This window comes from Streptomyces sp. NBC_00647 (assembly GCF_045207245.1).
Lineage (GTDB): Bacteria > Actinomycetota > Actinomycetes > Streptomycetales > Streptomycetaceae > Streptomyces.
In genome coordinates, this window is sequence record NZ_CP109040.1 from 7,719,215 (window position 1) to 7,744,613 (window position 25,399).

23 protein-coding genes and 2 pseudogenes are annotated in these 25,399 nt (G+C 72.2%); 16 read left to right on the forward strand and 9 right to left on the reverse strand.

Annotated elements, in window-relative coordinates; translation table 11 throughout:
• Positions 1-98: 98 nt before the first annotated feature.
• Positions 99-1,070, forward strand: a complete 972-nt coding sequence (locus tag OG788_RS33940; RefSeq protein ID WP_351536757.1) for an AraC family transcriptional regulator — start codon at positions 99-101, stop codon at positions 1,068-1,070.
• A 10-nt stretch (positions 1,071-1,080) separates the two neighbouring features.
• Positions 1,081-1,953 (forward strand): helix-turn-helix domain-containing protein, encoded by an 873-nt coding sequence (locus OG788_RS33945; RefSeq protein WP_406374931.1) that lies wholly within the window; start codon positions 1,081-1,083, stop codon positions 1,951-1,953.
• A 9-nt stretch (positions 1,954-1,962) separates the two neighbouring features.
• Here OG788_RS33945 and OG788_RS33950 read toward each other — a convergent pair whose 3' ends face one another.
• Positions 1,963-2,373, reverse strand: coding sequence for a VOC family protein (locus tag OG788_RS33950; protein WP_351536751.1), 411 nt, complete (start codon positions 2,371-2,373; stop codon positions 1,963-1,965).
• Positions 2,374-2,454: 81 nt separating this feature from the next.
• On the opposite strand from OG788_RS33950, the gene OG788_RS33955 reads away from it, so the two are divergent.
• Complete coding sequence (locus OG788_RS33955; protein WP_406374932.1) at positions 2,455-3,156, forward strand: ThuA domain-containing protein; 702 nt, start codon at positions 2,455-2,457, stop codon at positions 3,154-3,156.
• A gap of 100 nt (positions 3,157-3,256) precedes the next feature.
• Positions 3,257-4,948, forward strand: coding sequence for a carboxylesterase/lipase family protein (locus OG788_RS33960; RefSeq protein ID WP_406374933.1), 1,692 nt, complete (start codon positions 3,257-3,259; stop codon positions 4,946-4,948).
• Positions 4,949-4,984: 36 nt separating this feature from the next.
• On the opposite strand, the gene mmuM is transcribed toward OG788_RS33960, so the two are convergent.
• A complete protein-coding gene (gene mmuM, locus OG788_RS33965; RefSeq protein ID WP_406374934.1) occupies positions 4,985-5,911 on the reverse strand; it encodes a homocysteine S-methyltransferase in 927 nt (308 codons plus the stop codon).
• A 401-nt stretch (positions 5,912-6,312) separates the two neighbouring features.
• On the opposite strand from mmuM, the gene OG788_RS33970 reads away from it, so the two are divergent.
• The gene (locus OG788_RS33970; protein WP_406374935.1) at positions 6,313-7,095 is read left to right on the forward strand and encodes a class I SAM-dependent methyltransferase; all 783 of its coding nucleotides are present in this window, start codon (positions 6,313-6,315) and stop codon (positions 7,093-7,095) included.
• Positions 7,096-7,267: 172 nt separating this feature from the next.
• Here the strand turns inward: OG788_RS33970 and OG788_RS33975 are convergent, their stop codons facing one another.
• Positions 7,268-8,095, reverse strand: a complete 828-nt coding sequence (locus OG788_RS33975) for an oxidoreductase (RefSeq protein ID WP_406374936.1) — start codon at positions 8,093-8,095, stop codon at positions 7,268-7,270.
• 106 nt (positions 8,096-8,201) lie between these two features.
• Here OG788_RS33975 and OG788_RS33980 point away from each other — a divergent pair, with 106 nt between their 5' ends.
• Together OG788_RS33980 and OG788_RS33985 are read left to right on the forward strand one after the other, a co-directional pair.
• On the forward strand, positions 8,202-9,155 hold the full coding sequence (locus OG788_RS33980; RefSeq protein ID WP_351536732.1) for a LysR substrate-binding domain-containing protein: 954 nt from the start codon (positions 8,202-8,204) through the stop codon (positions 9,153-9,155).
• Between the two features lie 85 nt (positions 9,156-9,240).
• The gene (locus OG788_RS33985; RefSeq protein WP_406374937.1) at positions 9,241-10,701 is read left to right on the forward strand and encodes an RICIN domain-containing protein; all 1,461 of its coding nucleotides are present in this window, start codon (positions 9,241-9,243) and stop codon (positions 10,699-10,701) included.
• A gap of 24 nt (positions 10,702-10,725) precedes the next feature.
• Here OG788_RS33985 and OG788_RS33990 read toward each other — a convergent pair whose 3' ends face one another.
• On the reverse strand, positions 10,726-12,402 hold the full coding sequence (locus OG788_RS33990) for a rhamnogalacturonan lyase B N-terminal domain-containing protein (RefSeq protein WP_406374938.1): 1,677 nt from the start codon (positions 12,400-12,402) through the stop codon (positions 10,726-10,728).
• Positions 12,403-12,652: 250 nt separating this feature from the next.
• Between OG788_RS33990 and OG788_RS33995 the strand changes: the two genes are divergently transcribed.
• The 6 genes from OG788_RS33995 to OG788_RS34020 all read left to right on the forward strand — a co-directional run bounded on the left by OG788_RS33995 (position 12,653) and on the right by OG788_RS34020 (position 18,944).
• Positions 12,653-13,741, forward strand: a complete 1,089-nt coding sequence (locus OG788_RS33995) for a rhamnogalacturonan acetylesterase (RefSeq protein WP_406374939.1) — start codon at positions 12,653-12,655, stop codon at positions 13,739-13,741.
• Positions 13,742-13,840: 99 nt separating this feature from the next.
• Entirely contained in the window at positions 13,841-15,655 is a 1,815-nt protein-coding gene (locus OG788_RS34000) for a DUF2264 domain-containing protein (protein WP_406374940.1), read from the forward strand.
• Between the two features lie 81 nt (positions 15,656-15,736).
• Positions 15,737-16,471 (forward strand): rhomboid family intramembrane serine protease, encoded by a 735-nt coding sequence (locus OG788_RS34005; RefSeq protein ID WP_406374941.1) that lies wholly within the window; start codon positions 15,737-15,739, stop codon positions 16,469-16,471.
• Positions 16,472-16,517: 46 nt separating this feature from the next.
• Entirely contained in the window at positions 16,518-17,015 is a 498-nt protein-coding gene (locus OG788_RS34010; protein ID WP_406374942.1) for a hypothetical protein, read from the forward strand.
• Positions 17,016-17,170: 155 nt separating this feature from the next.
• On the forward strand, positions 17,171-18,442 hold the full coding sequence (locus OG788_RS34015; RefSeq protein ID WP_406376914.1) for a hypothetical protein: 1,272 nt from the start codon (positions 17,171-17,173) through the stop codon (positions 18,440-18,442).
• Positions 18,443-18,494: 52 nt separating this feature from the next.
• Positions 18,495-18,944 (forward strand): hypothetical protein, encoded by a 450-nt coding sequence (locus OG788_RS34020; protein WP_406374943.1) that lies wholly within the window; start codon positions 18,495-18,497, stop codon positions 18,942-18,944.
• Positions 18,945-19,008: 64 nt separating this feature from the next.
• Here OG788_RS34020 and OG788_RS34025 read toward each other — a convergent pair whose 3' ends face one another.
• The 3 genes from OG788_RS34025 to OG788_RS34035 all read right to left on the reverse strand — a co-directional run bounded on the left by OG788_RS34025 (position 19,009) and on the right by OG788_RS34035 (position 21,580).
• Complete coding sequence (locus OG788_RS34025) at positions 19,009-20,364, reverse strand: PQQ-binding-like beta-propeller repeat protein (RefSeq protein WP_406374944.1); 1,356 nt, start codon at positions 20,362-20,364, stop codon at positions 19,009-19,011.
• Entirely contained in the window at positions 20,361-20,912 is a 552-nt protein-coding gene (locus tag OG788_RS34030) for a SigE family RNA polymerase sigma factor (protein ID WP_351536703.1), read from the reverse strand. The genes OG788_RS34025 and OG788_RS34030 overlap by 4 nt, the downstream gene beginning before the upstream one ends.
• 77 nt (positions 20,913-20,989) lie before the next feature.
• Positions 20,990-21,580 (reverse strand): hypothetical protein, encoded by a 591-nt coding sequence (locus tag OG788_RS34035; protein WP_406374945.1) that lies wholly within the window; start codon positions 21,578-21,580, stop codon positions 20,990-20,992.
• Positions 21,581-21,727: 147 nt separating this feature from the next.
• Here OG788_RS34035 and OG788_RS34040 point away from each other — a divergent pair, with 147 nt between their 5' ends.
• Positions 21,728-22,186: a hypothetical protein gene (locus OG788_RS34040; protein WP_406374946.1), complete on the forward strand. Its 459-nt coding sequence runs from the start codon at positions 21,728-21,730 to the stop codon at positions 22,184-22,186.
• Positions 22,183-22,962, forward strand: a complete 780-nt coding sequence (locus OG788_RS34045) for an isocitrate lyase/phosphoenolpyruvate mutase family protein (protein ID WP_406374947.1) — start codon at positions 22,183-22,185, stop codon at positions 22,960-22,962. Before OG788_RS34040 ends, OG788_RS34045 begins: the two co-directional genes overlap by 4 nt.
• A gap of 18 nt (positions 22,963-22,980) precedes the next feature.
• Here OG788_RS34045 and OG788_RS34050 read toward each other — a convergent pair.
• A pseudogene (locus tag OG788_RS34050) lies at positions 22,981-24,225 on the reverse strand (APC family permease); the annotation flags it as partial.
• Between the two features lie 81 nt (positions 24,226-24,306).
• On the opposite strand from OG788_RS34050, the gene OG788_RS34055 reads away from it, so the two are divergent.
• On the forward strand, positions 24,307-24,777 hold the full coding sequence (locus tag OG788_RS34055) for an Lrp/AsnC family transcriptional regulator (protein WP_356749501.1): 471 nt from the start codon (positions 24,307-24,309) through the stop codon (positions 24,775-24,777).
• Between the two features lie 28 nt (positions 24,778-24,805).
• Here OG788_RS34055 and OG788_RS34060 read toward each other — a convergent pair.
• Positions 24,806-25,387: pseudogene (locus OG788_RS34060) on the reverse strand (TetR/AcrR family transcriptional regulator); the annotation flags it as partial.
• Between the last annotated feature and the right edge of the window lie 12 nt (positions 25,388-25,399).

The following is a 25,399-nucleotide window of genomic DNA, read 5'->3' on the forward strand; positions in this document are numbered from 1 at the left end:
CCAGTCAACTGCCGCCCAGGGCAAGGAACCATCGGTGAACGGCTCATTCCCATAAGCGGACGTCCACGGCCGTTCGGGCCGCCGTCTACGCTGGCGCCATGGACGCTCCGCCACGCTCGAACACGCTCACGCGGGGGGACCCTCTCGCAGGCCTGCTGGAGGGTCCACGCGCGCGTGGCGCCTTCATGATCCGCGCGTGTTTCGACCCGCCGTGGTCCGTACGCATCGAGGACCGCGCCCCCCTGACGATCATGCTGGTGGTCCGCGGCGACGCCTGGGTGGTACCCGACCAGGGCGAGCGGCTGCGGCTGCGGGCCGGTGACGTCGCCATCGCGCGCGGCCCCGACGCGTACCTCTGCGCCGACGACCCCGGCACCCCGCCGCAGGCCGTGATCCTGCCGGGCGGCGAGTGCACCTACCCGGACGGGCGCTCGCTCAAGGGCCACTGGGACCTCGGAGTCCGCAGCTGGGGCGACCGGCTCGACGGCTCCACGGTGCTGCTGATCGGGACGTACATGATGCGGGGCGAGGTCAACGGCCGGCTGCTCGACGCCCTGCCGCCGCTGCTCGCGCTCCCCTCCGACGTGTGGGAGTGCCCGCTGACACCGATCCTCGCCGAGGAGATGGTGCGCGACGAGCCCGGCCAGGAGGTCGTCCTCGACCGGCTCCTCGACCTGTTGATGATCACCGCCCTGCGGGCCTGGTTCTCCCGCCCCGAGGCCGCGGCGCCCGCGTGGTACCAGGCCCTCGCCGACCCGGTCGTGGGCCGCGTGCTCCGGCTCCTCCAGGACGATCCGGCCCACCCCTGGACGATCGCCGGGCTCGCCGCCAAGGCCGGGGTCTCGCGCGCCGCCCTGGCCAGGCGTTTCGGCGAACTCGTCGGGGAACCCCCGATGACGTATCTGACCGGATGGCGCCTCGCCCTCGCCGCCGACCGGCTCCGCGAGAGCGACGACACCCTGGAGACGATCGCCCGCCACGTCGGCTACGGCAGCGCCTTCGCGCTGTCCAGCGCCTTCAAGCGGGTCTACGGCGTCAGCCCGCAGGAGCACCGGGCCCGCCCGGCGTAGCCTGGCGTGCATGTACGCGGAACGGGCGTCACGGTTGCCGGGCGCGGTGGTCTGGACCCGCGTCCTGGCCGGTACCGCACCGAGGAGCGGGGCCGCGGCGGCACCCGCGCGCCGGACGGAGACGGCGTCCCCGCGGGTGGCGGCAGCGGTGTCCGCGCTCGCCTCCGGAGCCGAGCACGGGGCCGGGCGCGGAGCCGAGCACGGGGCCGGGCGCGGAGCCGAGGCCGAGGACCGGCGCGGAGCCGAGGACGGGTCCGGGACCGCCCTGGCTCCCGTGCTTCCCGACGGCTGCATGGATCTGCTGTGGACCGAGGGGCGGCTGCTCGTCGCCGGTCCCGACACCCGGCCCTACATTCCGGACGGAGTGCCCGGCGGCTGGGCGGGAGTCCGCTTCTTCCCCGGCACGGCACCCGCCTATTTGGGCGTGCCGGCGAACGAACTCCGGGATCGGCGTGTGGAGTTGACCGACCTGTGGCCCGCCTCCGAGGTACGCCGCCTCGCCGCGCGGATCGACGCGGCCGCCGACCCCGTGGAAGCGCTCGAAGAGGTCGCGCTGCTCCGGGCGGCCGAGGCCGAGCCCCCCGATCCGCTGCTCCGGGAGGTGGTGGCCGCCCTGGACGCGGGGTGCCCCGTCGCCGAGACGGCCGACGGACTGGGCCTGGGCGCACGGCAGTTGCACCGCCGCTCACTCGCCGCCTTCGGCTACGGACCCAAGACCCTGGCCCGGGTCCTGCGACTGCAACGGGCGCTCGCCCTCGCCCGTGCCGGCGTGCCCTTCGCCGAGACCGCGCTGCGCGCCGGGTTCGCGGACCAGGCCCATCTGGCACGAGACGTAAGGGAGTTGGCCGGAGCGACGCTCGGTGAACTGGTCGCTCACCGGTAGCGAGCCGGACTACTGTGCCGCCGGCTCCCCGGGCAGGCGGGCGAACAGGTCGACGCCGTTGCCGTCCGGGTCGTGCACGACGGCGTACCGCATGCCCCAGAAGGCGTCCCACGGCTTGAGCTCGCCGTGGTGACCCGCGCCGACGAGCTCCTCGTACACGGAGTCGACCTCGGCGGGGCTGTCGCAGAGGAAGGCGAGCGACGCCCTGCCGCCGCCGCTCGGAGGCCGCCACCCGGCGTGGAACGACCGGATGGTCTCCTCCGTGTCCAGCGCGAGGCGCAGCCCGCCGGGCAGCTCGGCCTCGACGTGCGGCTCGTTCTCCGCACCTTCGGGGAAGACGAGCCCGAGACGGCCGTAGAAGGCGAGGGAGGCGGCCATGTCGGAGACGGCCAGCCCGATCACATCGAATCGTGGAGTCATACGGTCACCGTAGGCGGGCCGCGGGCGACCGGTCTTGAACGAAACGGACACCACCGCGGCGGTCGCCCCTAGGGTTCCGTCATGGTCTTCCGCGTTCTCGTGTACACCCGAACCACCGGCTACCGGCACGACTCCATCCCGGCGGCCGTCGCCGCCGTGCGCGCTCTCGGTGACGCGCACGGTTTCGCGGCGGACGCCACCGAGGACCCCGCGGTCTTCGAGGCGCCGCTGGACCCCTACGCGGCGGTCGTCTTCCTCTCCACGAGCGGTGAGGTGCTGACGCCGCCGGGCCGCGACAGGCTCGCGGCGTACGTCGAGGGCGGCGGCGGCTTCGTCGGGGTGCACGCCGCGGCCTGCACCGAGTACGAGTGGCCCCGTTACGGCGAACTGCTCGGCGCCCGCTTCGACCGGCACCCGGACCTCCAGCCGGGCCGTGTCCTCGTCGAGGACCACGGACATCCCGCCACCCGGCACCTGCCGTCCGACTGGGAGTTCACGGACGAGTGGTACGACTTCCGCTCCAGTCCGCGCGGTTCGGCGCGTGTGCTGGCCTCGGCCGACGAAACCTCCTACGAGGGAGGGGGAATGGGCGACGACCACCCCCTGGTGTGGTGCCGGGAGGAGGGCAGTGGCCGGGTCTTCTACACCGCGCTCGGACACACCTCGTGGGCGTACGAGGACCCGGACTTCCGCCGGCATCTGCTCGGCGGCATCCTCTGGGCGGCGCGGGGGGCCTCGGCCGGCTCGGACCCGGTCGCGCCGCGCACCGCCGCACGGCCGTAGCCGCGGCCATATCGGCCGAATGGGGACCTCCGCAGGAATACCGGGAAGCGATGTGGTGCTCTGATCCTTACGACTCGCGACGATGAGGAGCTGGTCCCGGATGGCGGTGGACGCGGTGGATCCGTTGGCGGAGACGAAGGACCCGGTGGTCGCCACCCCGTACGGAGCCGTGCGCGGCCGGTACGAGAACGGGATCGCGGTCTTCCGGGGCATCCCGTACGCCGCCCCGCCCTTCGGCGCCCGCCGCTTCCGCCCGCCCGAGCCCCCCGAGCCCTGGGACGGGGTGCGGGACGCCGGCGCGTTCGGACCGACGCCGCCGAAGCCGCCGTACTCCGAAGCGTTCGCCCGGCTCCTCTCCGACCCCGTCGTGCCCGGTGACGACTGCCTCAATCTGAATGTGTGGACCCCGGCGCCGGACCCCGGCGCCCGGCTCCCCGTCATGGTGTGGATCCACGGCGGAGCCCTCACCCGCGGCTCCTCGGCCGTGCCCGTGTACGACGGGTGCGCCTTCGCGCGCGACGGTGTGGTGTTCGTGTCCTTCAACTACCGCCTGGGCGTGGAGGGTTACGGCCTCTTCCCGGACGCGCCCGCCAACCCCGGGCTGCGCGACCAGCTCGCCGCGCTGGAGTGGGTGCGGGAGTCCGTCGCCCGGTTCGGCGGCGACCCCGACCGGGTGACCGTCTTCGGCGAGTCCGCCGGAGCCATCAGCATCGGCGCGCTGCTCGCGAGCCCGCGAGCCCAGGGCCTGTTCCGCCGGGCGGTCCTGCAGAGCGGGCCGCCCGAGGCGAGCGACCGGGACAAGGTGCGCCGGATGGTGCGCCGGATGGCCACCCGGCTGAAGATCCCCGCGACGGCGGAGGCGTTCGCCGCCGTCGACCGCGACCTGCTCCTGCGCACCCAGGCCGACGTGGGCAGGCTCAGCAGCCCGGTGCTCGGCGGTCCCGCGTTCGGCATCGTCGTCGACGGCGACCTCGTACCGCGCGACCCGCTGGAGGCCCTCGTCGAGGGTGCCGCCCCGGACGTCGGCCTCCTGCTCGGCTGGACCCGTGACGAGTACCGGCTGTGGCTCGTACCGGGCGGGCTCCTGGAACGCGTCGACCGGCTGGGTCCGGTCGCCCTTGCCGGCGCGATGGCCCGCTGCCACTGCGGCCACGAGGTGCCCCGCGGCTACCGAGCCCTCCACCCGGAAGCGGGCACCGCCGATCTCGTCGGCCAGATGATCACCGACCACCTCCTGCGGGTCCCGCTGCACCGCCTCGCCGACGCGCGGAGCGGCCGGCCCACCGCGTCCCTCGACGCGGACGTCCCCGGCGAGCACCGGGCCCGCGCCCATGTCTACGAGTTCGCCTGGCCGTCCAACGTCCCCGGCCTCCGCGCCTGTCACGCCCTGGAACTGGGCTTCGTCTTCGACACCGCCGCCGTACCGGCGTCGGCGAAGCTCGCGGGCGAGGGCGCCCCGCGGGAGCTGGCCGACGCCATGCACGGTGCGTGGGTGCGGTTCGCGGTCGACGGGGACCCGGGATGGTCCGCCTGGGACACAGCGCACCCCGTCCGGATCTTCGGCGAAGGCGACCCGCACACCGTGCTGGGCCCGCGCGACCGCGAGCTCGCCCTGTGGGAGGACGAATCGGCCCGGGCCGCGGCCGGACCCGCCGCCCCCGCGGTCCGGCCGGTCGGCTCCGTGGAGGACACGCCCGCGTCACCCGCCGCCGTCGACGCGTCCGCACGCATCGCGACCCCGCTGTCGGCCGTACGCCGCTTCCGCCGCTCCGGCGGCGCCGGCCGGACATGACCTGACGGCGGGCCGGAGCCGGGGGAGACGCGGGGCCTACGCGGCCCGCAAGGCCGCCGTGATCCCCGCGATCGCCTCCGGGCCCACCCGGCAGCATCCGCCGATCAGCCGGGCCCCCGCCCGCTCCCAGCCGCCGACCTGCGCGGCCGTGAACGTGGAGCTGCCGGTCCAGGCGCGGGCCCGGGCGTCCCAGACCTCGCCGCTGTTCGGATAGACCACGACCGGCTTTCCCGTCACGCGCGCGGCGGTGGCGACCGCCGCGTCGACGTCCTCGGGGACGCAGCAGTTGACCCCGACCGCGATGACCTCGTCCGCCTCGGCGGCCAGAGCGAAAGCCTCCTCCAGGGGCTGGCCGGCCCGCGTACGGTCACCGGCCACGCTGTACGACAGCCACGCCGGTACGCCGAGTCCGCGCACCCCCCGCAGCAGCGCCCGCGCCTCGTCCGTGTCCGGGACCGTCTCCAGGGCCAGCGCGTCGGGCGCGGCGGCGGCCAGCACCTCCAGGCGCGGCCGGTGGAACCGCTCCAGTTCCGCGACGCTCAGCCCGTACCGTCCCCGGTACTCCGAGCCGTCCGCGAGCATCGCCCCGTACGGGCCCACCGACGCGGCGACCCACAGCGGCCGCGCGACGCCCTTCGCGTGCGCGCGCAGGGCGGCCTCGCGCGCCAGCCCGACGCTCAGGCCGAGCAGTTCGGCCGCCCGGTCGTGCGGGATGCCGCGCCGGGCGAAGCCCTCGAACGTCGCCTGGTAACTGGACGTGATCGCCACGTCCGCGCCCGCCTCGTAGTAGGCGAGATGCGCTTCGACGATCGCCTCGGGCCGCTCCGCGAGCAGCCGCGCCGACCACAGCGCGTCACTCAGGTCGTGCCCGGCCGATTCGAGCTGGTTGGACATCCCTCCGTCGAGCACCACCGGACCGGAGGAGAGCGCGTCGGCGAGGGCGAGGGCGGAGTCGCTGGTCATGGCTCGACGCTAGTCGATGAGGGCTGCCGCGCCGGGGCCGGTCCACCCGCTGAGCGGCCGTCCCGGTGGGTGAGACGGACGGGTCCGTCCACCGGGGTGGCGAGGCCGTCCACCGGGGGGTGCCGAGGCCGGTCCACCCGGGGCTCGGGTGCCGAGGCCGTCCACCGGGGTGGCGAGGCCGTCCACCGGGGGGTGCCGAGGCCGGTCCACCCGGGGCTCGGGTGCCGAGGCCGTCCACCGGGGTGGCGAAGCCGTCCACCGGGGGGTACCGAGGCCCGTCCACCCGGGGGTGCCAGGGCCCGCACGGCCGACACGGCCGGGTGCCGGGCACGGCGCCAGGTACGCAGGGGCGATCCGGTCGGGACCCCGTGGCGGCGTGCGGCACGCCCTAGCCTTGGGGGATGCTGCGTGACGTGTTCGACGAGGACGCCGAGCTCTACGACCGCGCCCGCCCCGGCTACCCGCCCGCCCTCGTCGAGGCCCTGATCACCGGCGCGGGGCTCTCCCCGGCCGGGCATGTCCTGGAGGTGGGCCCGGGAACGGGACAGCTGACCGTGCCCCTGGCCCGGGCGGGACTGCGGATCACCGCGGTCGAGCTGGGTCCGTCGCTGGCGGCGGTGACCCGGCGCAATCTGCTGCCGTTCCCGGACGCCCGCGTCGAGGTCGGCGCCTTCGAGGGGTGGAGCCTTCCGCCCGGCCACCGCGTCGAGCTGGCGGTCTGCGCCACCGCCTTCCACTGGATCGACCCCGCGGTCCGCGTCCCCAGGATGACCGCCGCCCTCGCTCCGGGCGGCACGCTCGCCCTGGTCACCACCCACCACGTGGCCGGTGGTTCCGCGGACTTCTTCGCGCGGGCCCAGCGCTGCTACGAACGCTGGGACCCCGACACACCGTCCGACCTGCGGCTGTCCGACGAGACCACGGTGACCTCCGACACCACCGAACTCGACGCCTCCGACCGGCTCGGGCCGGTCGGGATCCGGTGCTTCCCCCAGGAGATCACCTATACGACCGAGGCCTATCTCGACGTCCTGCGCACCTACTCCAACCACCGGGCCCTGCCCGCGCCCGCGCTCCGCGGCCTCCTCGACTGCATCGCCGAGCTGATCGAGAGCCGGCACGGAGGCAGCGTCACCAAGCGCTATATGCACGAGCTGATCACGGCCCGACGCGTGACTCCGTAGGCCGCACTCCCTGGCCGGAGAGCCCATGTCCCGCCGGGCGGAGGGCCCCTCCGCCCGCCCGGAGGGCCGCACTCCCGCCCCGGAGCGCCGCACTCCCGCCTCCGACGGCCACGATCCGCCTGGAGGGCCCGCCGGCGCACCGCGACCGGCGGCCCGGACCGTCACCGGCGTCTCACACGTCGAACGCCGTGTCCCGCGCGGTCTTCTCCCAGGCCGTGATCTCCGCGCGCTGCGCGTCCAGGTGACCGAGGACGGCGTCCACCCCGTCGCCGCCGAGCGGCAGCCGCAGCGGAGTGCGGTCGTCGGCGAGAGCGGCCAGCACCGCGGCCACGCCCTTCGCGGGGTCGCCGGGCTGGTCACCGTCACCGGCTGCCACGGCCTGCCGGGTCGGGCCGACAGTGTCCGCGTAGTCGGCGATCTCCGCGCTCGCGCCGGCCGCGCCCATCAGGTGCGTACGGAACGCTCCCGGCTCCACGATCAGCACCTTGATGCCGAGCGGCCCCACCTCGTCCGCCAGCGCGTCGGAGAAGCCCTCCAGGGCGAACTTCGTGGCGCAGTACGCGGAGAATCCCGGGTACGTCATCTGCCCGCCCATGCTGCTCATCTGGACGATCGCCCCCGAGCGTCGCTCCCGCATGTGCGGCAGCACGGCCCGCACCAGTGCGGCGGGCCCGAAGAAATGCAGCTCGAAAAGGGACCGCAGCTCCGCGTCCGTTGTCTCCTCGGCGGCGCCGACATGTGTGCGGCCCGCGTTGTTGACCAGCACGTCGATCCGCCCGTGCCGCTCGACGACATCGGCCACGACGGAGTCGATGCCCGCCGCGTCCGTCACGTCGAGGGCGAGCGCCTCGACCTGATCGGGGTGAGCCGCCACCAGACCGGCCAGCGCCTCGGGCCTGCGGGCCGTGGCCACCACGACATCCCCCTGTCCGACGGCCGCCTCGGTGAACGCCCTGCCGAAACCGCTGCCCGCGCCCGTGACCAGCCACACCTTGCTCATGTCCGACTCCCTGGTCGTCTCTTCGTCCCTCGTCCTGCTTCCGATGAGTCGAGCCTGGCCCCGCGCCCGGTCGCCCGTCCAAGACCCTTCGTGATAACCCATGGTTATGGCCATGGACGTTCACGGGCGGGACCTGCGCTACTTCGTCGCCGTCGCGGAGGACCTGCACTTCACACGCGCCGCCGAGCGCCTCTTCGTCTCCCAGCCCGCACTCAGCAAGCAGATCCGCATGCTGGAAAGGCAGTTGGGTGCCGAGCTGTTCGAACGGGACCACCAGGGCGTCCGGTTGACCGCCGTGGGCACCGCCCTGCTGCCCCACGCGCGCCGGGTTCTCGCCGAGTGGGCCGGCGCGGCCGAGGCCGTGGAGCGCGCCAAGGCCGAGCAACTGGCGACCCTGGTCGTCGGTATGAGCACGAGCCCGGGGCGCGGCGGCCTCTTGCCCGCCATCAGGTCCCGGTTCGGCGAGGCGTGTCCGGCGGCCAGAATCGAACTGCGGCAGGTGAGCTGGGCGGACTCCAGCGCCGGACTCGCGGACGGCTCGGTGGACGTCGCGTTCGTCTGGCTTCCGGTGCCGGACGAGGAGCGCTACGCCTGGGTGGTGGTGGCGGAGGAACCTCGCCATGTCGCGCTGCCCGACACGCATGTCCTGGCGGACCGCGAGGAGATCGACTTCGCGGACCTGCTCGACGAGCCGTTCATCGCCATCCCCGAGTCCGCCGGAGTACTGCGCGCCTACTGGCTCGCCCTCGACGACCGCGCGGGGCGCCCGCCGCGGATCGGCGCCGAGGCCGCGAACGCCGACGAGACGTACGAGGCCCTGGTGGACGGCCGGGGCGTCTGCCTGCTCGCCGCCGGAAACGCTCCGCTGCTCACCCGGGGCGGTGTCGTGACCCGTCCGGTGCGCGGCATCGCGCCGAGCAGACTGGCGCTCGCCTGGCGCGCGGACGACCGGCGCCCCCTGGTCCGGGCCTACGCCGAAGCGAGCCGCCTCGCCTCGAGGCACCGGCCCGTCCGGCCCACGGGCCCCACTCGGCAGGACCGATCCCGTCCGCACCGTTGACCTCGTCGTAGCACGCGCTTACTTTTTCGGCGGCAACGTTCGTAATCGCAGATATTGTTCGGCATACCGGACGGACGGTCACCGCATGAGCCGCACCATCAGTCCCCTTCGGACGAGCCGCACGAAGCGTCACGCGCCGAGACGTGCGTACGCCGTCCTCGTCGCCCTCTGTCTGGCCGTCGCCGGGGGACTCCTCGCCGCCGGACCCGCCCGGGCGGCGGCCCAGACCATCACCAACGGCACCCGGTTCACGGACACTTCGGGCGCCGCGGTGCACGCGCACGGCGGCGGGGTCGTCAAAGTGGGCGGCTACTACTACTGGTTCGGCGAGAACCGCAACGCCGACAACACCTTCCAGTACGTCGACGCCTACCGCTCCACCGACCTGAAGAACTGGGAGTTCCGCAACCACGTCCTCACCCGGTCGAGCGCCGCCGAGCTGGGCACGGCCTATATCGAGCGGCCCAAGGTCATGTACAACGCGTCCACCGGCAAGTTCGTCATGTGGATGCACAAGGAGAACGGCGTCGACTACGGCGAGGCGCGTGCCGCCGTCGCCGTGTCGGACACGGTGGACGGCGCCTATACGTACCAGGGCAGCTTCCAGCCGCTCGGCCAGTACATGTCCCGCGACATCACGACCTTCGTCGACACCGACGGCACCGGCTACATGGTCTCCGCCGCCCGCGAGAACTACGACCTCCAGATCTACCGGCTCACCGCCGACTACACCGGCATCGCGGCACTGGTGGCCGACCCCTGGCACGGCGGACACCGCGAGGCGCCCGCGCTGTTCAAGCGGGGCGGCGTCTACTTCATGCTGACGTCGGCCGCCACAGGCTGGAGCGCCAACCAGCAGCAGTACGCCACCGCGACCTCGCTCGCCGGCCCCTGGACCGCGATGACGGACGTCGGAGACTCCACCGCGTACGGCTCGCAGACCGCGTACGTCCTTCCCGTGCAGGGGACTTCGGGCACCTCGTACCTCTATATGGGCGACCGCTGGGGCAACTCCTTCGGCGGCACCGTCAACGACTCCCGGTACGTCTGGCTGCCGGTCGCCTTCCCGACGACGACCACGATGTCCCTGTCCTGGTCCCTGGAGATCACCGTCGACACGACCGCCGGGACCGTCGCCGGAACGAGCGCCGCCTACGAGACCCTGACGGCCCGTCATTCGGCCAAGTGCGCCGACGTGCCCGACCAGTCGCTGTGGCAGGGCGTCGCGCTCGCCCAGTACACCTGCAACGGCGGGGGGAACCAGAAGTTCTGGTTCAAGTCGCTGGGCGGCGGCTACTACGAGCTGATGGGCCGGGGCAGCTCCCTGTGCCTGACCGAGGGAGCCACCGGCGTCACGCAGGAGAACTGCACCGGCGCCACCACGCAGCAGTGGTCGGTGACGGCCTCCGGCAGCTATGTGCTCCTGAAGGCAAGGGCGTCCGGCGAGTGCCTGGACGTGTCCGGCGCGTCCACCGCCAACTCCGCGGCCCTCATCACGTACACCTGCAACGCGGGCACCAACCAGCAGTGGACACGCGGCACATGAGTTCCGGCATCACCGACACCGGCCTCACACCAGCAGGTCCAGCGCGTCGATCGACGTGCCGGCGCTGAGATACGACGTCGTCCCCGAACCACTCACCACGTCGATCCTCAGCACGTTGTACTGGCTGGTGTCGGTGAGCCAGGCACTGGCCGGGACGCTGTACGTGAACGTGTGGTTGTTGCCGCGGTACGAACCGACCGTCAGGGAACGGGTGCTCGGCTGGGTGGGCGGTGAGGGGATCGACGACACCCAGCTGTTCACGGTGACCTGCGGCCGGCCGTTGGCGTACGCGGTGGTCACCCCGATCCGCAGGGTGTGCGCGGCGGCGGCCTGCGCGGCCGTCAGCTTGAAGTAGACCAGCAGGCCGCTGTTGACGTCCTTCCAGATGTACGCCGGGAAGGACGCGGTCTCGCTGCCGCCGCCGATGACCACGTTGCCGGTCCACGCGGCCGCCCGGACGTCGGACGGATGCGCGTACGTCATCAGGTCCGCGTTCTTGAACCCGGCGGGCGTACCGTCCCAGGTGCCGATCCGCCAGATGGCGCTCGCGTTGGCCGGGTCGTTCGAGGACGCCACCGCGATGGTGTTCAAGGTGGTCGTGGCACCGGCCGTGACCGTCACCGAGGTGGTGTGGACGGCGAGTTCACCCTTGAACACGGTGAGGGTGTACGTCCCCGGCAGGACGCCCCCGATCGAGAACCAGCCGTCCGACGCCCGCGCCGGACCCCAGTACTGGGCGGCCGGGTTGGCCAGCCCGACGGTGTACGCGTACGCGGAGTCGCGTCCCGAGATGCCGACGCCCGCGACCCTGCCCCGGCCGCTCGCCGGGACATGACCGGAGATGCCGAGCGAGTCCGCCCACGTGGTGGTCAGGGTGCCCGGATACAGCGACGAGGAGGGTGTGCCGCCGTCGGTGAAGGCGATGACGTACGGGCCCTGGAGGCCGAAGCGTTCGGCCTCGGTCTGGTTCTCGCCGTAGTACAGGATCTCGTACAGGCCTCCGCCGTCCGCGCTCTGGTGGCGCAGCAGGGAGCGGTAGAACGGGCCGCCGGACGCCTTCTCGTGGTGGGAGCGGACGATGTACAGACCGACGCTGCCGGTGGTCCAGCCGATCGCCGCGTAGTCGATGACACGGCGCTTCGCGTAGTGCTTGGAGCGGGTCTGGCCGTCCGGCTTCGCGAACACGTCCGCGGACTCGATGACGGTGGGCGCGTAGGTGTAGGAATCGGGCTCGTCGTTGAGGAACAGGCCCGCCTTGACGCGCACGATGTAGCGGGTGGCGCTGACGGAGGTGTCGGCCTTGCCGGTCCACAGGTAGATGTTGTTCTCGCCGCTGCGGGCCGCGTAGTAGTGCTTGAGCGTGCCGTAGGCGACCGAGACCAGGATCGTCGTACCGGACTGCGTGATCGTCACGGTGGAGGCGCCGAGGCCGGACTCGACATGCGAGTTCTTGCCGCCGTAACCCTGGTACTCGGTGCCTCGGTAGACCAGCGAGGTCAGGTCACCGTTGCTCTTGCTCACCTTGAAGACGAGGTTCGCGCCGGTGTCGACGACGTAGTTCGAGCCGTCGTCGCTCCAGCCGAAGGACGCGGCGGACGCGGCGGTCGCGAGTGGCCCGGCGAAGGCCGCGGTGCCGGCGGCGGCAGCGCCGCCGAGCACGAAGGCGCGGCGTCGGACCGGTCGGTTCGGGGATCCGGACATGGGGTGCCTCCTTCGGGAGGTGGGGGTGCGGGTGTTTCGCAGGGTGACAGTCGAATCACCTTCGCGAAAGGGCTTTCGATTCGTGGAAGTTGGCAGTCGTATGAAATTCGACCGTGGACTAGAAAGCGCTTGCCGATGGCGATACGGTCCTGCCGCCGGGCCCTGTCGCTGTAGCTGTCTCCCCGGCGTCCCTGGCGTCCCGGCGTCCCTGGCGTCCCGTCGTCCCGTCGTCCCTTCGGAGGAGCCGCACATGAGACGTCTCACCATCGCCGTGCCGCTGCTGGCGGTGGCCGCCGCGGGCGCGCTGTCGGCCACCCCGGCCCAGGCCCGAGCGGGGCGGCCCGTCCTGGGCAGGGAGAACTGCACGGCGGCCGCCTGTCACTTCGACGTCCCGCCGGGCACGTACGACGTGACGGTGCTGCTGGGCGGTGATGCCGCGGCCAGTACGTCGATCAGCGGCGAGACCCGCCGCTCGCTGCTCCCCGAGACCGCCACCGAGGCGGGCCGGCCCGTGGTGCGCAGCTTCACCGTGAACGTCCGTACCCCCGAGGGCGAACCGACCGGCCCCGAGGGCACCCCGGGTCTGGACCTCGTCGTCGGAGGTTCGGCGCCCGCGCTGACCGACATCCGGGTGACCCCGGCCGCTCCGCGGGGACCCCGCTCCGCTCGGCCGGCGGACGCTCGCGCGCATACCCGTCAGATCTTCCTGGTCGGCGACTCGACGGTCTGCGACCAGCCCGGCGACCCGTACTCCGGCTGGGGGCAGCAGCTGCCCCAATACCTCCGCCAGGGCCTCTCCGTCGCCAACTACGCCGACTCCGGCGAGAGTACGGTCACCTACCTCGCCACTCCGGCGCTCTTCCCGACCGTCCAGCCGCTCATCCGCGAGCACGACCTGGTGCTCATCCAGCTCGCCCACAACGACAAGACGACCGACGAGACGACGTACCGGACGAACCTCGAGACACTCGTCGCGGGTGTCCGCGCCCGGGGCGGCGAGCCCGTCCTCGTCACGCCGGTCGTCCGTCGCTGGTTCAACGCGGACGGCACCCTGGACAACGGCACCGCGCTGCTGGTGAACGGCCTCGGCGTGGACCATCCGGCCGTCATCCGCTCGGTCGCCGCCGCCGAGGACGTGCCGCTCATCGACCTCACGGCGAAGACCAAGGCCCTCGTCGAATCACTCGGCGTCGAGGGCTCCAAGGCGATCTACCTCTACAACGAGAAGCGGGACAACACCCACACCTCGGTGCACGGCGCCACGGTGTACGCGGCCCTGGTCCGCGACGAACTCCTCGCCCTGCATCTGGTGCCGAAGGCTCTGGTGCGGGTGGGATGAAGCCCTGGGGCGTCCCGACCGGAACCGGGGCGCCCCAGGTACCCACCCCGGCCGTCCGGGACGTGGTGCCGACAACAGCCAGGACAGGAAGCCCATTTGATGCCCTTCCAGCCCTCTCAGCCGTCCCAGCCGCCCTCCGAGCCCTCCGAGGACCGCGCCCTGAGCCCGTACTCCGGCTGCACGCGCGCCCATTGGGAGGCGGTCGCCGATTCCCTGCTCGCCGCGGTCGCGCCGTACGCCAGCGACGACGGAGCCCTCTACCACCTCCCCGGAACGCACACGAGCGCGTCCGGCAGGCTCTCCGACGGCCTGGAGGGATACGCCCGTACCCTGCTGCCGGCCGCCTTCCGCCGCGACGAGAAGGTCCTCGAGCGCTACGCGCAGGGGCTCGCCGCCGGAACCGCGGGCGTCTGGCCCCGAGTCGAGGACCGCAGTCAGCCGCTCGTCGAGGCCGCGTCGATCGCGCTCGCGCTGCGGCTGACCCGGCCGCTGCTGTGGGACCGCCTGGACGACGGCGTGCGGCAGCGTGCCGCCGAGTGGCTCGGCGACGCGCTGACGGCCGAACCCTGGCCCTGCAACTGGGAGTTGTTCCCGGTGACGGTCGGCGGCTTCCTCCAGGAGATCGGGTACGAGCCCGAGGCGTCCCGCGCCGCGATCGACCGCGGCCTGGAGCGTATCGAGCAGTGGTACCTCGGCGACGGCTGGTACACCGACGGCCACGGGCGCAAGTTCGACTACTACAACGGCTGGGCGATGCACCTCTACCCGGTGCTGCACGCGTGGCTGGCGGACGACACCAGGCTCCTCGATCTGTACGCCGGCCGCCTGGAGGCCCATCTCGGCGACTACGCCCGCCTGTTCGGCGGCGACGGCGCGCCGATGCTCCAAGGCCGCTCGCTCACCTACCGTTTCGCGACCACCGCCCCCCTCTGGCTCGGCGCGCTCACCGGCCGTACACCCCTGACCCCGGGCGAGACCCGCCGCCTCGCGTCGGGTGCCCTGCGTTACTTCCTCGACCGGGGCGCGGTGGACGACAAGGGCCTGCTCACCCTCGGCTGGCGAGGCCCCGACGAGGCGTTCCTGCAGCAGTATTCCGGCCCCGCCTCGCCCTACTGGGCCGGCAAGGCCTTCGTCGGTCTGCTGCTGCCTCCGGACCACGAGGTCTGGACGGCCACCGAGGAGCCGGGCCCGGCGGAACGCGCCGACGCCGTGACCCCGGTCGGACCACCCAACTGGCTTCTCCAGTCGACGCGTTCGGACGGTCTGGTGCGCCTTCACAATCATGGCAGCGAGGACGTCCGCTACGACCCGTACTACACGCGGCTCGCCTACTCGACGGTGACGGAACCTTCGCCGTCGTACGACAACAGCGTGATCGTCGGTGCCGACGCGAGCCGTACGGGGATCGAGCCGCTGGGGGTCGGAGAGGGCTGGGCGGCGTCCCGGCACACCGTGGCGGAGGGCATCCGGGCCGCCTCTCTCGTGGTCGCCCGTGGTGCCGTGGAGGTGCGGGCCCATCTGGTGTCGGGCGCGGCGCCCGGGACTTCGGTACGGGTCACGGGCTGGGCCGCGCGGGACGGCGTACGTTCCGAAGTGGTGCCCGTGCACGGCCTGTCGGGAGCGGGGGAAGGCGTCACCGGGGACGACGCCTCCCTCTTCGTCGCCCTTGTCCGTCTCACCGCCGAGCCGGAGCCCGTCCCGCTCACGGAGCTGGTCTCCGTGCGGGTGGCGGCGGTCGACGAAGGGGGGCCGGGCGCCTTCGACGTGACGGTCACCTGGGCGCCCGGGGACGCGGACGGCTTCCGCTTCCAGGGTTCCGCCGACGGGGAGGGCGCGTCCCCGGGGCCGACGGTGGTCGTGAGGCAGGAGCGCGCGAGGAAGGGCCCGGCTCGGATCGCGGATCCCGGGAGGTGACGGCCGGGGCGGTCGTCGGGGCCGGGATTGCCTAGAGTTCGGGGTGAGCGGAAGCGGTTCCGCCGCGGGAGGGGGCGTGCCATGGGTGGGTCGGACCAGGACCGGACCGGCGGGGGCCCGGTCGATGCCGAGCGGATGATCGCGGAGGCGCGGAAGGCGTTCTTCGTGATGTTCGGGTTCCTCGCGATCGTCTGGCTGGTGCAACTGGCCAATTACGCCGACCACTACGCGCTCTCGCGGGACTACGGGCTCGTGTCCGGCGACCTCGCCACCTTGCCCGACGTCCTCAGCGCGCCCTTCCTGCACTGGAGTTGGGAACACATCGAGAGCAACTCCGGACCGCTCTTCGTCTTCGGTTTCCTCGCCGCCTACCGAGGTGTGGTCCGCTTCCTCGGGCTGAGTCTGCTCGTGGCGGTGACCAGCGGGCTCGTGGTGTGGTTCTTCGAGCGCGGCAGCGTGGAGACGGTGGGCGCCAGCGGTCTGGTCTTCGGGTACTTCGGCTATGTCGTGGTCCGCGGGATCTTCGACCGGCATCTGATCGACACGCTGATCGGTGTCGTCATGGCGGCCTCCTTCGCCTACCTGCTCACCGTCGCCGTACCCGGGACGCCGGGGGTGAGCTGGCTCGGACACCTCGGGGGGCTGATCGGCGGCCTGCTCGGGGCCTGGCTCTTCCGGGACCGCCGCGCACGGGTGCCTTCGGCCGCACCCTCTCCCGGCGCCCTGGACACCACCACGCGCCCCGCCCCGCGGCCGGGCACCGACAACCCACGCGCGGACCTGCACAAGGAACTCGGCGACCTCGGCCTGCTGTAGCCGATCTCCGATCTCCCCGTCTCGGGTGACCGCTAACTTGATCCGCATGGCAAGTCAGATCATCACGTTGGTCGGAGTCCTGCTGGGTGCGGTCACGTCGTTCCTCGCCACCGGCATGGCGGAGCGCGTCAAGTTCCGGCAGAGCATGGCCACGCGGTGGGACGAACGCAAGCTCGACACCTACATCGAGTACGTCTCCTGCGTGAAGGAAGCGAATCGGGCCGCCCGGCAGGCCGTCGAAGCACGCGAGCGTGGCGAGGACGATTCCGAGGCGCTGTCGGCGATGGACGCCGCGGAGGCCCGGCGTTCCATCCTGTTCGAAGGCCTGGTGCTGCTGGGGGACGAAGCGGCTTCGCGGGCGGCGATGACGGTCAATGAGCGTCTCTGGGCCATCCTGGTGTGTGCTCGGGACCCGTCCGACCGCTCTCCCGCCGACCGCCGGGAACTGAGCGCCGCGCTCATAGAGGCACTCAACGCGCTGCACAGGGCGGCACGTTCGGACCTGGCCATCGGCGGGAGCGCGGGTGGCAGGGCGGCGAGGTGAGGCGGCATCCGAGCGCCATGACCCGAGAAGGCGCCCTCATGGAACCCAACCGCCTCTGACCAGCGCAGTCTTGAATCGGCGCAGCTCATGCGACACTTGCGCCGCCCTGAGCATGACAGCACAGGAACGTGCGAGAAGGAGCAGCGTCGTTGAGCGTGACCCTTGCAGGACAGATTGACATCGCGGGACCGGTGGGCAGGCTGCTCCACCGTCGCCCGCTGAAGAACGGCACCGTGATGCAGTCGTTCGGCATCGAACCGGTGTCCGGCGACATCTTCGTGCTCCAGGTGGCGGAGGGCGGTCTGACCCTCAGCGGTGAGTCCGGGCCGGTCTCCGGCGACGACCGGCGCATTCACGGAGACATGTGCGTGACGCGCCTCAACCGGTCGGGCACGATCACCGGTCACATGTACCTGCGGGGGTTCGGCCACGGCGTGAGTCTCGGTGTCGAGAACCGTGGCGGCGTCATCCGGCTGTGGACCGAGACGAAATCCAAGGAAACCCTGGTCAACAACAAGGTGGACGGTATCGGCACCACCGTCACCGACTTCACGTTCCAGAGCGGGACGGTCCTGGACTACGGATCCTCCCTGCACAGCACGCCGTACACCCCCCAGGCGGGCGCCACCTCCGTGACCCCCGCCATCGACCGCAGCACCAACGAACTCGTCATCCGGTTCGCCGTCGACGGCGTGAGGTACTACGAGCGGTACGACTTGGCCCAGGCGGCGGCCGGCGTATTCCAGGCTCGCCAGCGGCTGGCGGAGCCCACGGGCGTCATGGGCACCTTCCAGGCGTACGCGTCCCACAGCGGCGTTCTCTACCTGCTCGACGGAGAGAGCTACGACAAGGTCGCTCCGCCCGGAAACACCTGCATCACCGCTGTCGAGTGGGCCACCGGGAATGTCCTGGACCGGCAGCCCGTCACCGCGGCTCCGGGTCTCGAATGGCGCGAGCCCGAAGGCATGGCCGTCGAGGTGGCGGGCGGTGTCGCCTACCTCCACTTCGGTTTCGCCGGCGACGCAGGCGGGGCGCGCACCTGCACCATCTCGTCGTTCTCCGGGACCCCCGAGGTCGACGGCGTCAAGGTGCTCACCGACTGGCAGACGATCCCTCTCGTCTCCGGTGTCACTGTCGACCAGAACGCTCCCAAGGGGCGCCTCATCAGTGTCAGCGGCGTGACGACGCTCCAGCTCAGCGGCGGGATCAAGGGCAGCTTCGACGCCGACGCGGTCATCGGCACCCTGCCCGACACGCTCTCCCCGAGCATGGAGACCCGCTGCAGCGTCCCGCGCAACAACGTCGGCGGCTACTGCGTCGCCCGCGTGGAGGCCGGCACCGACCGCCAACTGCGCCTGTTCGGCGGGAACTCCACCAACGTCATCACCTGGGCCCAGCTCGACAGCTTCAGCGCCGTCTGGCGCTGAACCCGCCCCCTCCGCCCTTCCACACACGGCCTCGTCAAGGAGACCAACGACCATGTCCCACAGCCGCCGTAGCATCCTCGGTGCCGCTCTCGGCCTGCCGGCCGCCGTCGCCGTCGGCACCGTCGCCACCGCCACCCCTGCGGCCGCCGCCGCCGTCGACGCCACCGCGTGGACCAATCTGGAGCTGGAGACCGGTATCACCCCGCAGCCCGGGGCGACCCCGCAGGTCCGCACCGTCACCATCCTCGGTACCACGTTCCTCCAGGCCCGCGGCGCGATCACCTGCAACCTCGCCGCGGACACCAAGATCGCCACGCTGCCGGCGGCCATGACGCCGCCCACCTGGTACGTCCGCGCCACGAGCCCCCGGAACAACAGCCAGGGCATCAACGCCTGCCGTTTCGAGGTGAGCACCGCCGGCTCCGTGACCATCTACGGCGCCACCAGCGGCAACCCGATCACCTGGGTCCAGTTCGACTCGGTCCAGACGATCTGGCGTTAGCGCGACCGATGCACGACGTGGGTCATGGGCCGGACGGGGTGCCGCCCGGCCCATGACCCTTCGGTCAGTTCCCGATCCGTGGCAGGAGAGAGACGATCCTGCTCCCGTTCCGGACGACCAGCGCATCCTCGTACAGCAGGACTTGCGGCGTCATCCCGCGGTCGCGCGTCCCCTTGCCCAGGTCGACGTGACCGCGCCAGACCCGCTCACCCGTGCGTAGATCGAGGCCGGACAGATCTCCGGTCGGACTGAAGAAGTACACGACGCCCTGCCCCGCCGACACCGCGGGAGACGCGATGCCCGTCAACCTGTCCTTGTCGGGCATCGTGACGCCCACCGGGGCGGTCCACAGGGTCTTTCCCGTGGTCAGCGAGTGGACCGAGGCCTTGCCCTTCCAGGACACGGTGATGAGACGATCACCGACGACATCCCCGTTGGCCGGCTCCCCCTTGATCCGGTAGGTGTGCGAGGTCTGCTCCCCGGTGCTGCTGATGCTGGTCAGCCGGACGTCTCCCGCGGCATTCCGCCTTCCGCCCAGGACCAACCGGGTTCCCTGCGGGTCCGAGGGCCCGAAGAGCTGCTGCCCGCCGGGAAGCGTCATGACCTTCGTGGCGTGTCCGGTGGCGGGATCGAGACGGAAGACGTCGGTGTGGTCGGGCTTCTCGGTGTCCCGCAGGCACACGAGATAGGGCACACCGCCCAGCACCGCCCGCTGGCACACGATGCCTTTGTCCCAGGTGTGGCGCCACTTCTCCTTGCCGGTCAGCGGATCGAGGGCCGACATCGTGCGCAGCGACGGGGTGTTGGCCAGCACCGCGCCGTCGATGAGCATGGCGGCCTGGTCGGTGCGGTCGTCCTGCGGCATCTGGACCTTCCACAGCAGACGGCCGGTGTCGGCGTCCACCGCCATCAGATCGGTACCGCCCGCGTAGTCCCCGTCCGGCTGGTTCTTCGCGGTGTGATTGCGGTAGCCGTAGAGCACGCCGTCGCGCACGGCGACCGGGCGGTCGATCCCGTCGCCTTCGCGATTGACCTTGACGGTCCACAGCCGTTCGCCGGTGTTGGCGTCGAGCTTCGCGGCGTCGTACTTGGACCCGCTGCAGTAGAGCGCGGAGCCGTCCACCAGGCAGCCCCGCTCGCCGGCGCCCGGGGCGTCGCTCTGCCACGGCTTCCAGCCCTCCGGCGACGCCGCCGGCCGCACGGGCCGGTCCGAGTCGGCCGCACCGCCGCCCCCGAACCCGACCGCCGCCCCGACGGTGATCGCGGCAACGGCCACGGCCGCCCCCGCTGCCTGCGAGAAACGGCGCCGGCTGCGTCGCCGCACCACCTTCTCGACCAGGTCCCCGGGCGCCCGGACCCGGTCCAGGGCGACCGCGCGCAGTGTCTCCCTGACCTTCTTCTCCACCTGCTCCGTCGTCATCCCTGGCTCCCCTTCGACGTGTAGCTGAGCGGCCGCATCTGTTCCACGTGCCCTTCGGGCCCGAGCTCCGGCACGAGCGCCCGGAGCTTCGCGAGCGACCGGTGCGCCGTACTGCGCACCGTGCCGACCGGGCACCTCAGCAGCGCCGCGACCTCGGCCTCCGGCAGGTCCTCGAAATAGCGCAGGACGACCACGGCTCTCTGCCGCTTCGTCAGACGGCCCAGTGCCGCCCACAGCGCGATCCGCAGCGCGGAGTCCGACGCGGTGTCGGCCTCCCCGCCGGACTCGGGCAGTACGGGCACTGTCGTCTCGGCACTGTGTCTGCGGAGCCGCCAGCGGTTGACCTGCTGGCGGTACATGACCTGGCGGATGTACGCCTCGGGCTGCTCGATCTGCGCCCAGCGCCCGTAGGCCTTCATCAGCGCGATCTGCAGCAGGTCCTCCGCGGCATGCCGGTCCCCGCCGGTGAGCAGCACCGCGAGCCGTAGCAGCGCGGTGGAGCGCATCGCTACGAACTCCCGGAACTCGTCGTGACTCGACGCCTTCATCGACCCTCCCCTTCTCGGCAACCATCACGACGCGATGGGCGGCCCGCGGCTATCCCTCGTCGCGCGAGATTGTCGGATCACACCAAGTCGGCGCCTCTGCCCCGGTGTCGGCGGTCCGAGCTCCCGCGTCGGCGCCCCAGCAGCCTCGTCTGCTCACCCTTCAGCCGGGTGAAGCGGTCGCGGGTGTACTCCCTCAACTCCCGGCCGGGGAAAGGTATGAGGGACAGGTGCTCTTCGTGATCGCCCTCGGCCCACTGCGCGGCGGTGATCTCGTAGCCGGCGACATGCGCGCGGAGCTGGAGCAGGACGGGGGGCATCTCCTCCTCGATCAGGAGATCGGCCTTGGTGACCACCACGTCGCGCATCGCCCGGATGTTGGGGATGAAGACGGTGCCGGCCCAGGTGCGCCACCGGGTGAGCTCCTGCTCGGTGGGAGGCATCTCGTGGTGGAAGGGATCGCGGCCGTCGGGCCGGGCGTACGTCTCGGAGAAGGTGTCGTAGACACGGCTGTTGGCTTCCATCAGCGCGAACAGCGGACCGTAGATCTCGCTCAGCTGGAGGTTGACCCGCGTCAGGCGGGCCTGCCTCTGGGTGAGGCGCAGTCCGTTGAGACAGGTCGCCAGGTAGCCGATGAACGCCAGCCCGACTGTCAAGATCACTGTGGCCATGAGAGGTGATCGTAGGCCGCCCGATCGGCTCACCGGTCGGGGAGCCGGTCCCTTCGTACGCCCCCGGACTCGAGCTCGCCGGAGAAGACCCACGGGACCGGGCACGGTTCGGCCGGCGCCGAACTGTTCCGCCGCTAGCGTTCCCGCATGACCGATACGCAGAGAGAAGACCCGGCCGAGGCCGTCACCGCCATGGTCGGTCATGTGCTGGACCTGGCGGCGACCTGGACCGCGTGGGACGGCCGGCCGGTCCGTGCCGACGATCGGGTGTACACCCCGCACAAGGCGATCCGCCGGGTCGCCGACCATCTCGTCGACCACCTGGCCGAGTTGGAGGCACGCCTCGTGGGCGAGGAGCCATTGCCCGACCACTGGCACGCCTCGGCGACCACGACGGAGGCGGATCTCGCCCCGTTCACCCAGGACGATCTGGACGAGGCCCGCAGCCGACTGACCCGGCTCGCCCGGATCTGGGCGAACCGGCTCGGTGCACTGACCGACGACCAGCTCGACCGGTCGCCGGGGGAGGGCTGGTCGTTCCGTGAACTCGCCCTGCATCTAAGGGGATCCACCTACTACGCCGATGCCGTGGGGAAGGCGTCATGATGCCTCTCGCCACTCCGTTCGCCGCGCTTCATCTCGCCGGCGCCCCGCTGCTCCTGCCCAACGCCTGGGACCACGCCTCCGCGCTGGCTCTCGCCCGGCAGGGCTTCGCGGCAGTCGGGACGACGAGCCTCGGCGTCGCCGCTGCCGCCGGGCTGCCCGACGGCGCGGCGGCCACCCGCGAACCGACCATCCGGCTCGCCCGGCAACTGGGCGGAGGGGGTTTCCTGCTGTCGGTGGACGCCGAGGACGGGTTCGGCCAGGACCCGGACGAGGTCGCCGGGCTGGCACGCGAGCTGGCCGACGCCGGGGCGGCGGGCATCAACATCGAGGACGGCCTCGGGCCCGTGGGCCCGCACGCGGCGAAGATCGCGGCCGTGAAGGCCGCGGTGCCCGGACTCTTCGTGAACGCGCGGACCGACACGTACTGGCTCGGCGACGGCGGTCACGCCGAGACCTGCCGCCGCCTCGACGCCTATGTACAGGCGGGAGCGGACGGCGTGTTCGTGCCCGGGCTGAGCGACCCGCGCCGCATCGCCGATCTGGTGACGACGTTCGACGTGCCGCTCAACATCCTCTACTCACCCCTCGGCCCGACGTTCCCCCAGCTCGGCGACCTCGGCGTACGCCGGGTCAGCCTCGGCTCCCTGCTCTACAGGCGCGCCCTGGGCGCGGCCCTGGACACCGCCCTGGACATCCGGGCCGGACGAACCCCGCGGGGCGGCGCCCCGGACTACGCGGAGGTGCAGGCGCTCAGCGCACAGCGCGGCGACGCCTAGCACCACCGGAACCACCAGGTAGACCCCGCAGCACGCGACGACCACCGCGACCAGCGCGCACCCGGCGACCGCGGCGCGGCGCAGGGCGCCGCGCCGGGGGAGCAGCACGACGGCAGCCGCCATTCCGGCCAGCGTCACCGCGGCCAGACACGCCGAAGTGGCCCTGAGCAGCACCTCCAGGCCGATCACGCCCCGTGCGGCGATCAGCAGGACGGCCGCGCAGGGAACGGCGAGAAGGGCCAGGCTTCCCCTGGCGCCGAGGCCCGCCGGAACGGGGAGCGACCCGGACCGCGCGAGCGCCGCACCCAGCCGTGCCCCGCCCGCCAGATACGCGTTGACGGCGCCGAAGGTCAGCAGCACGGCCGCACCGGCGGCGACGCCATGGGCGTACGGGCCGATCCCGTGCTCCAGGACGAGGGTGAGCGGGGTGGATGTCGTCCCGGCCCGGGCACCGAGCACGCCGGTCGTGACCACCGCGAGCCCCAGGTAGAGGCAGGAGACCACGGCCCAGGCGAGCAGGGTCACGCGCGGCAGATCGCGCCGCGGTGCCGTGAACTCGCCGGACAGGTGGCTGATCGCCTCCCAACCGGCGAAGGCGAAGAAGAGGACGCCCGCCGCGCTGCCGACCGAGGACCAGCCGTGCGGGAGGAAGGGTGTGAAGTGCGCGGCCCGCAGATGAGCCGAACTCACCGCGACCGTCACGATCAGGAGCAGGGTGAGCAGCCCCGCCATGAGGAGCTGCGCGCGCCCCGATGCCCGCAGGCCGGCCAGGTTCGCCCCGGCCGCGGCCGCCAGGACGAGGGCCGCCACCCCTGTCGCGGTGGCGCCGCCCCGGCCCGTCGCGGCGGCCACGTACGCGCCGCCGATGAGTGCCGCGGCGGGTACGCCGAGCGGGACGGCCCAGTAGAACCACCAGCCGACAGGGGCGGCGGCCCGCTCCCCGAAGGCCCGGCGGACGAATGCCGAGACGCCGCCCCCGTCCGGGTGGCGGGCGCCCAGCGCCGCGAACACGAGGGCGACCGGCAGACTCAGCGCGATCAGGACGGCCCAGGCGAGCAGCGACGCGGGCCCGGCCGCCGCCGCGGCCGAGGACGGCAGCGCCAGCACCCCGGGGCCCAGGACGGCCCCCATGCACAGGGCCGTCCCGGTCCGCAGCCCCAGCCCTGTCCGCACGGCCGTCGGACCCCGTCGCGTCGGCGTGCGCGCCGGCCCCCGTCGCGTTCGTACGTTCATCGGCACGGCTCCCCGGTCGCTGTTCGGCATCCTGTGCCGAACGTAGACAGCCAGTGTGATGGTCGGACGATCTGCCGAATTCAATTCGGTGGAATGGGAAGAGTGGCGGTCATGGATGAACTTGATTCGGCGATCGTGGAACACCTTCAGCGCGATGCGCGGCAGACCAACCGGGAACTGGCCCGCAAGCTCGGCATCGCCCCGTCGACCTGTCTGGAGCGCGTACGGGCCCTGCGCAATCGCGGCGTGATCACCGGCTACCACGCGGCCGTCGACCTGCGCGCCCTCAACCGTCCTGTCCAGGCCCTGCTGTCCGTGCAGGTACGGCCGCTGAGCCGGGAGGTCATCGAGGGTTTCAAGCAGTACGCGGCCGGTCTCCCCGAGGTCCTGTCGGTCTTCGTCGTCGCGGGCAGCGAGGACTTCCTCGTCCATGTCGCCGTCCCGGACGTCGACCAGCTGCATTCCTTCCTGCTGGACCGCTTCAGCAAGCGGCGTGAGATCGTCAACTTCCGCAGCTCGGTGATCTATCAGCATCTGAGCAATCCGGTGACGAGCCCGCTGAGACCCACCGGCACCGAGTGAGGGGCACGGGTCGGCCGAGGTCCTCGTCCTCGGCGCGGGGCCAGTTCTCCAGGGCCACGTGCAGGGCGTCCAGCGCGTGGCGCCATGACCTCTCCACGTCCCGGGGGGCTCCGAATCCGCCGATGGCCTCGAGGTTGCAGTAGCCGTGGAACGTGCTGCGCAACAGGCGTACGGCGTCGGTCAGATCGGGCTCGGACAGCCCGTAGCCGCGGAGCATGCCGTAGGTGACGTCGGCCGTCACCTCGGCGGTGCGGAGGTGGGCCGTCGTCCCGGCGACGAGGGCGGGGTCGAGCTGAGTGTGGGTGGCCCGGTAGCGTCCGGGCCGCTCCAGCGCGTACGCGCGATAGGCGTCGGCGAAGGCGACGAGCGCGTCCTTGCCGGCCCGTCCGGCCACGGCGGCGGCGATCCGGTCGATCATCTCGCCGGACGCGAGCAGCGCGATGCGCTGGCGCAGCTCCCGCACGTTCTTGACGTGCGCGTACATGCTCGCGTCCTTCACCCCGAACTGCCGGGCCAGTGCCGACACGGTGACGTTCTCGAAGCCGATCTCGTCCGCGAGATCGGCCCCGGCCCGCACGACCCGCTCGGTCGTGAGCCCGGCACGAGCCATGGAGAACCACCT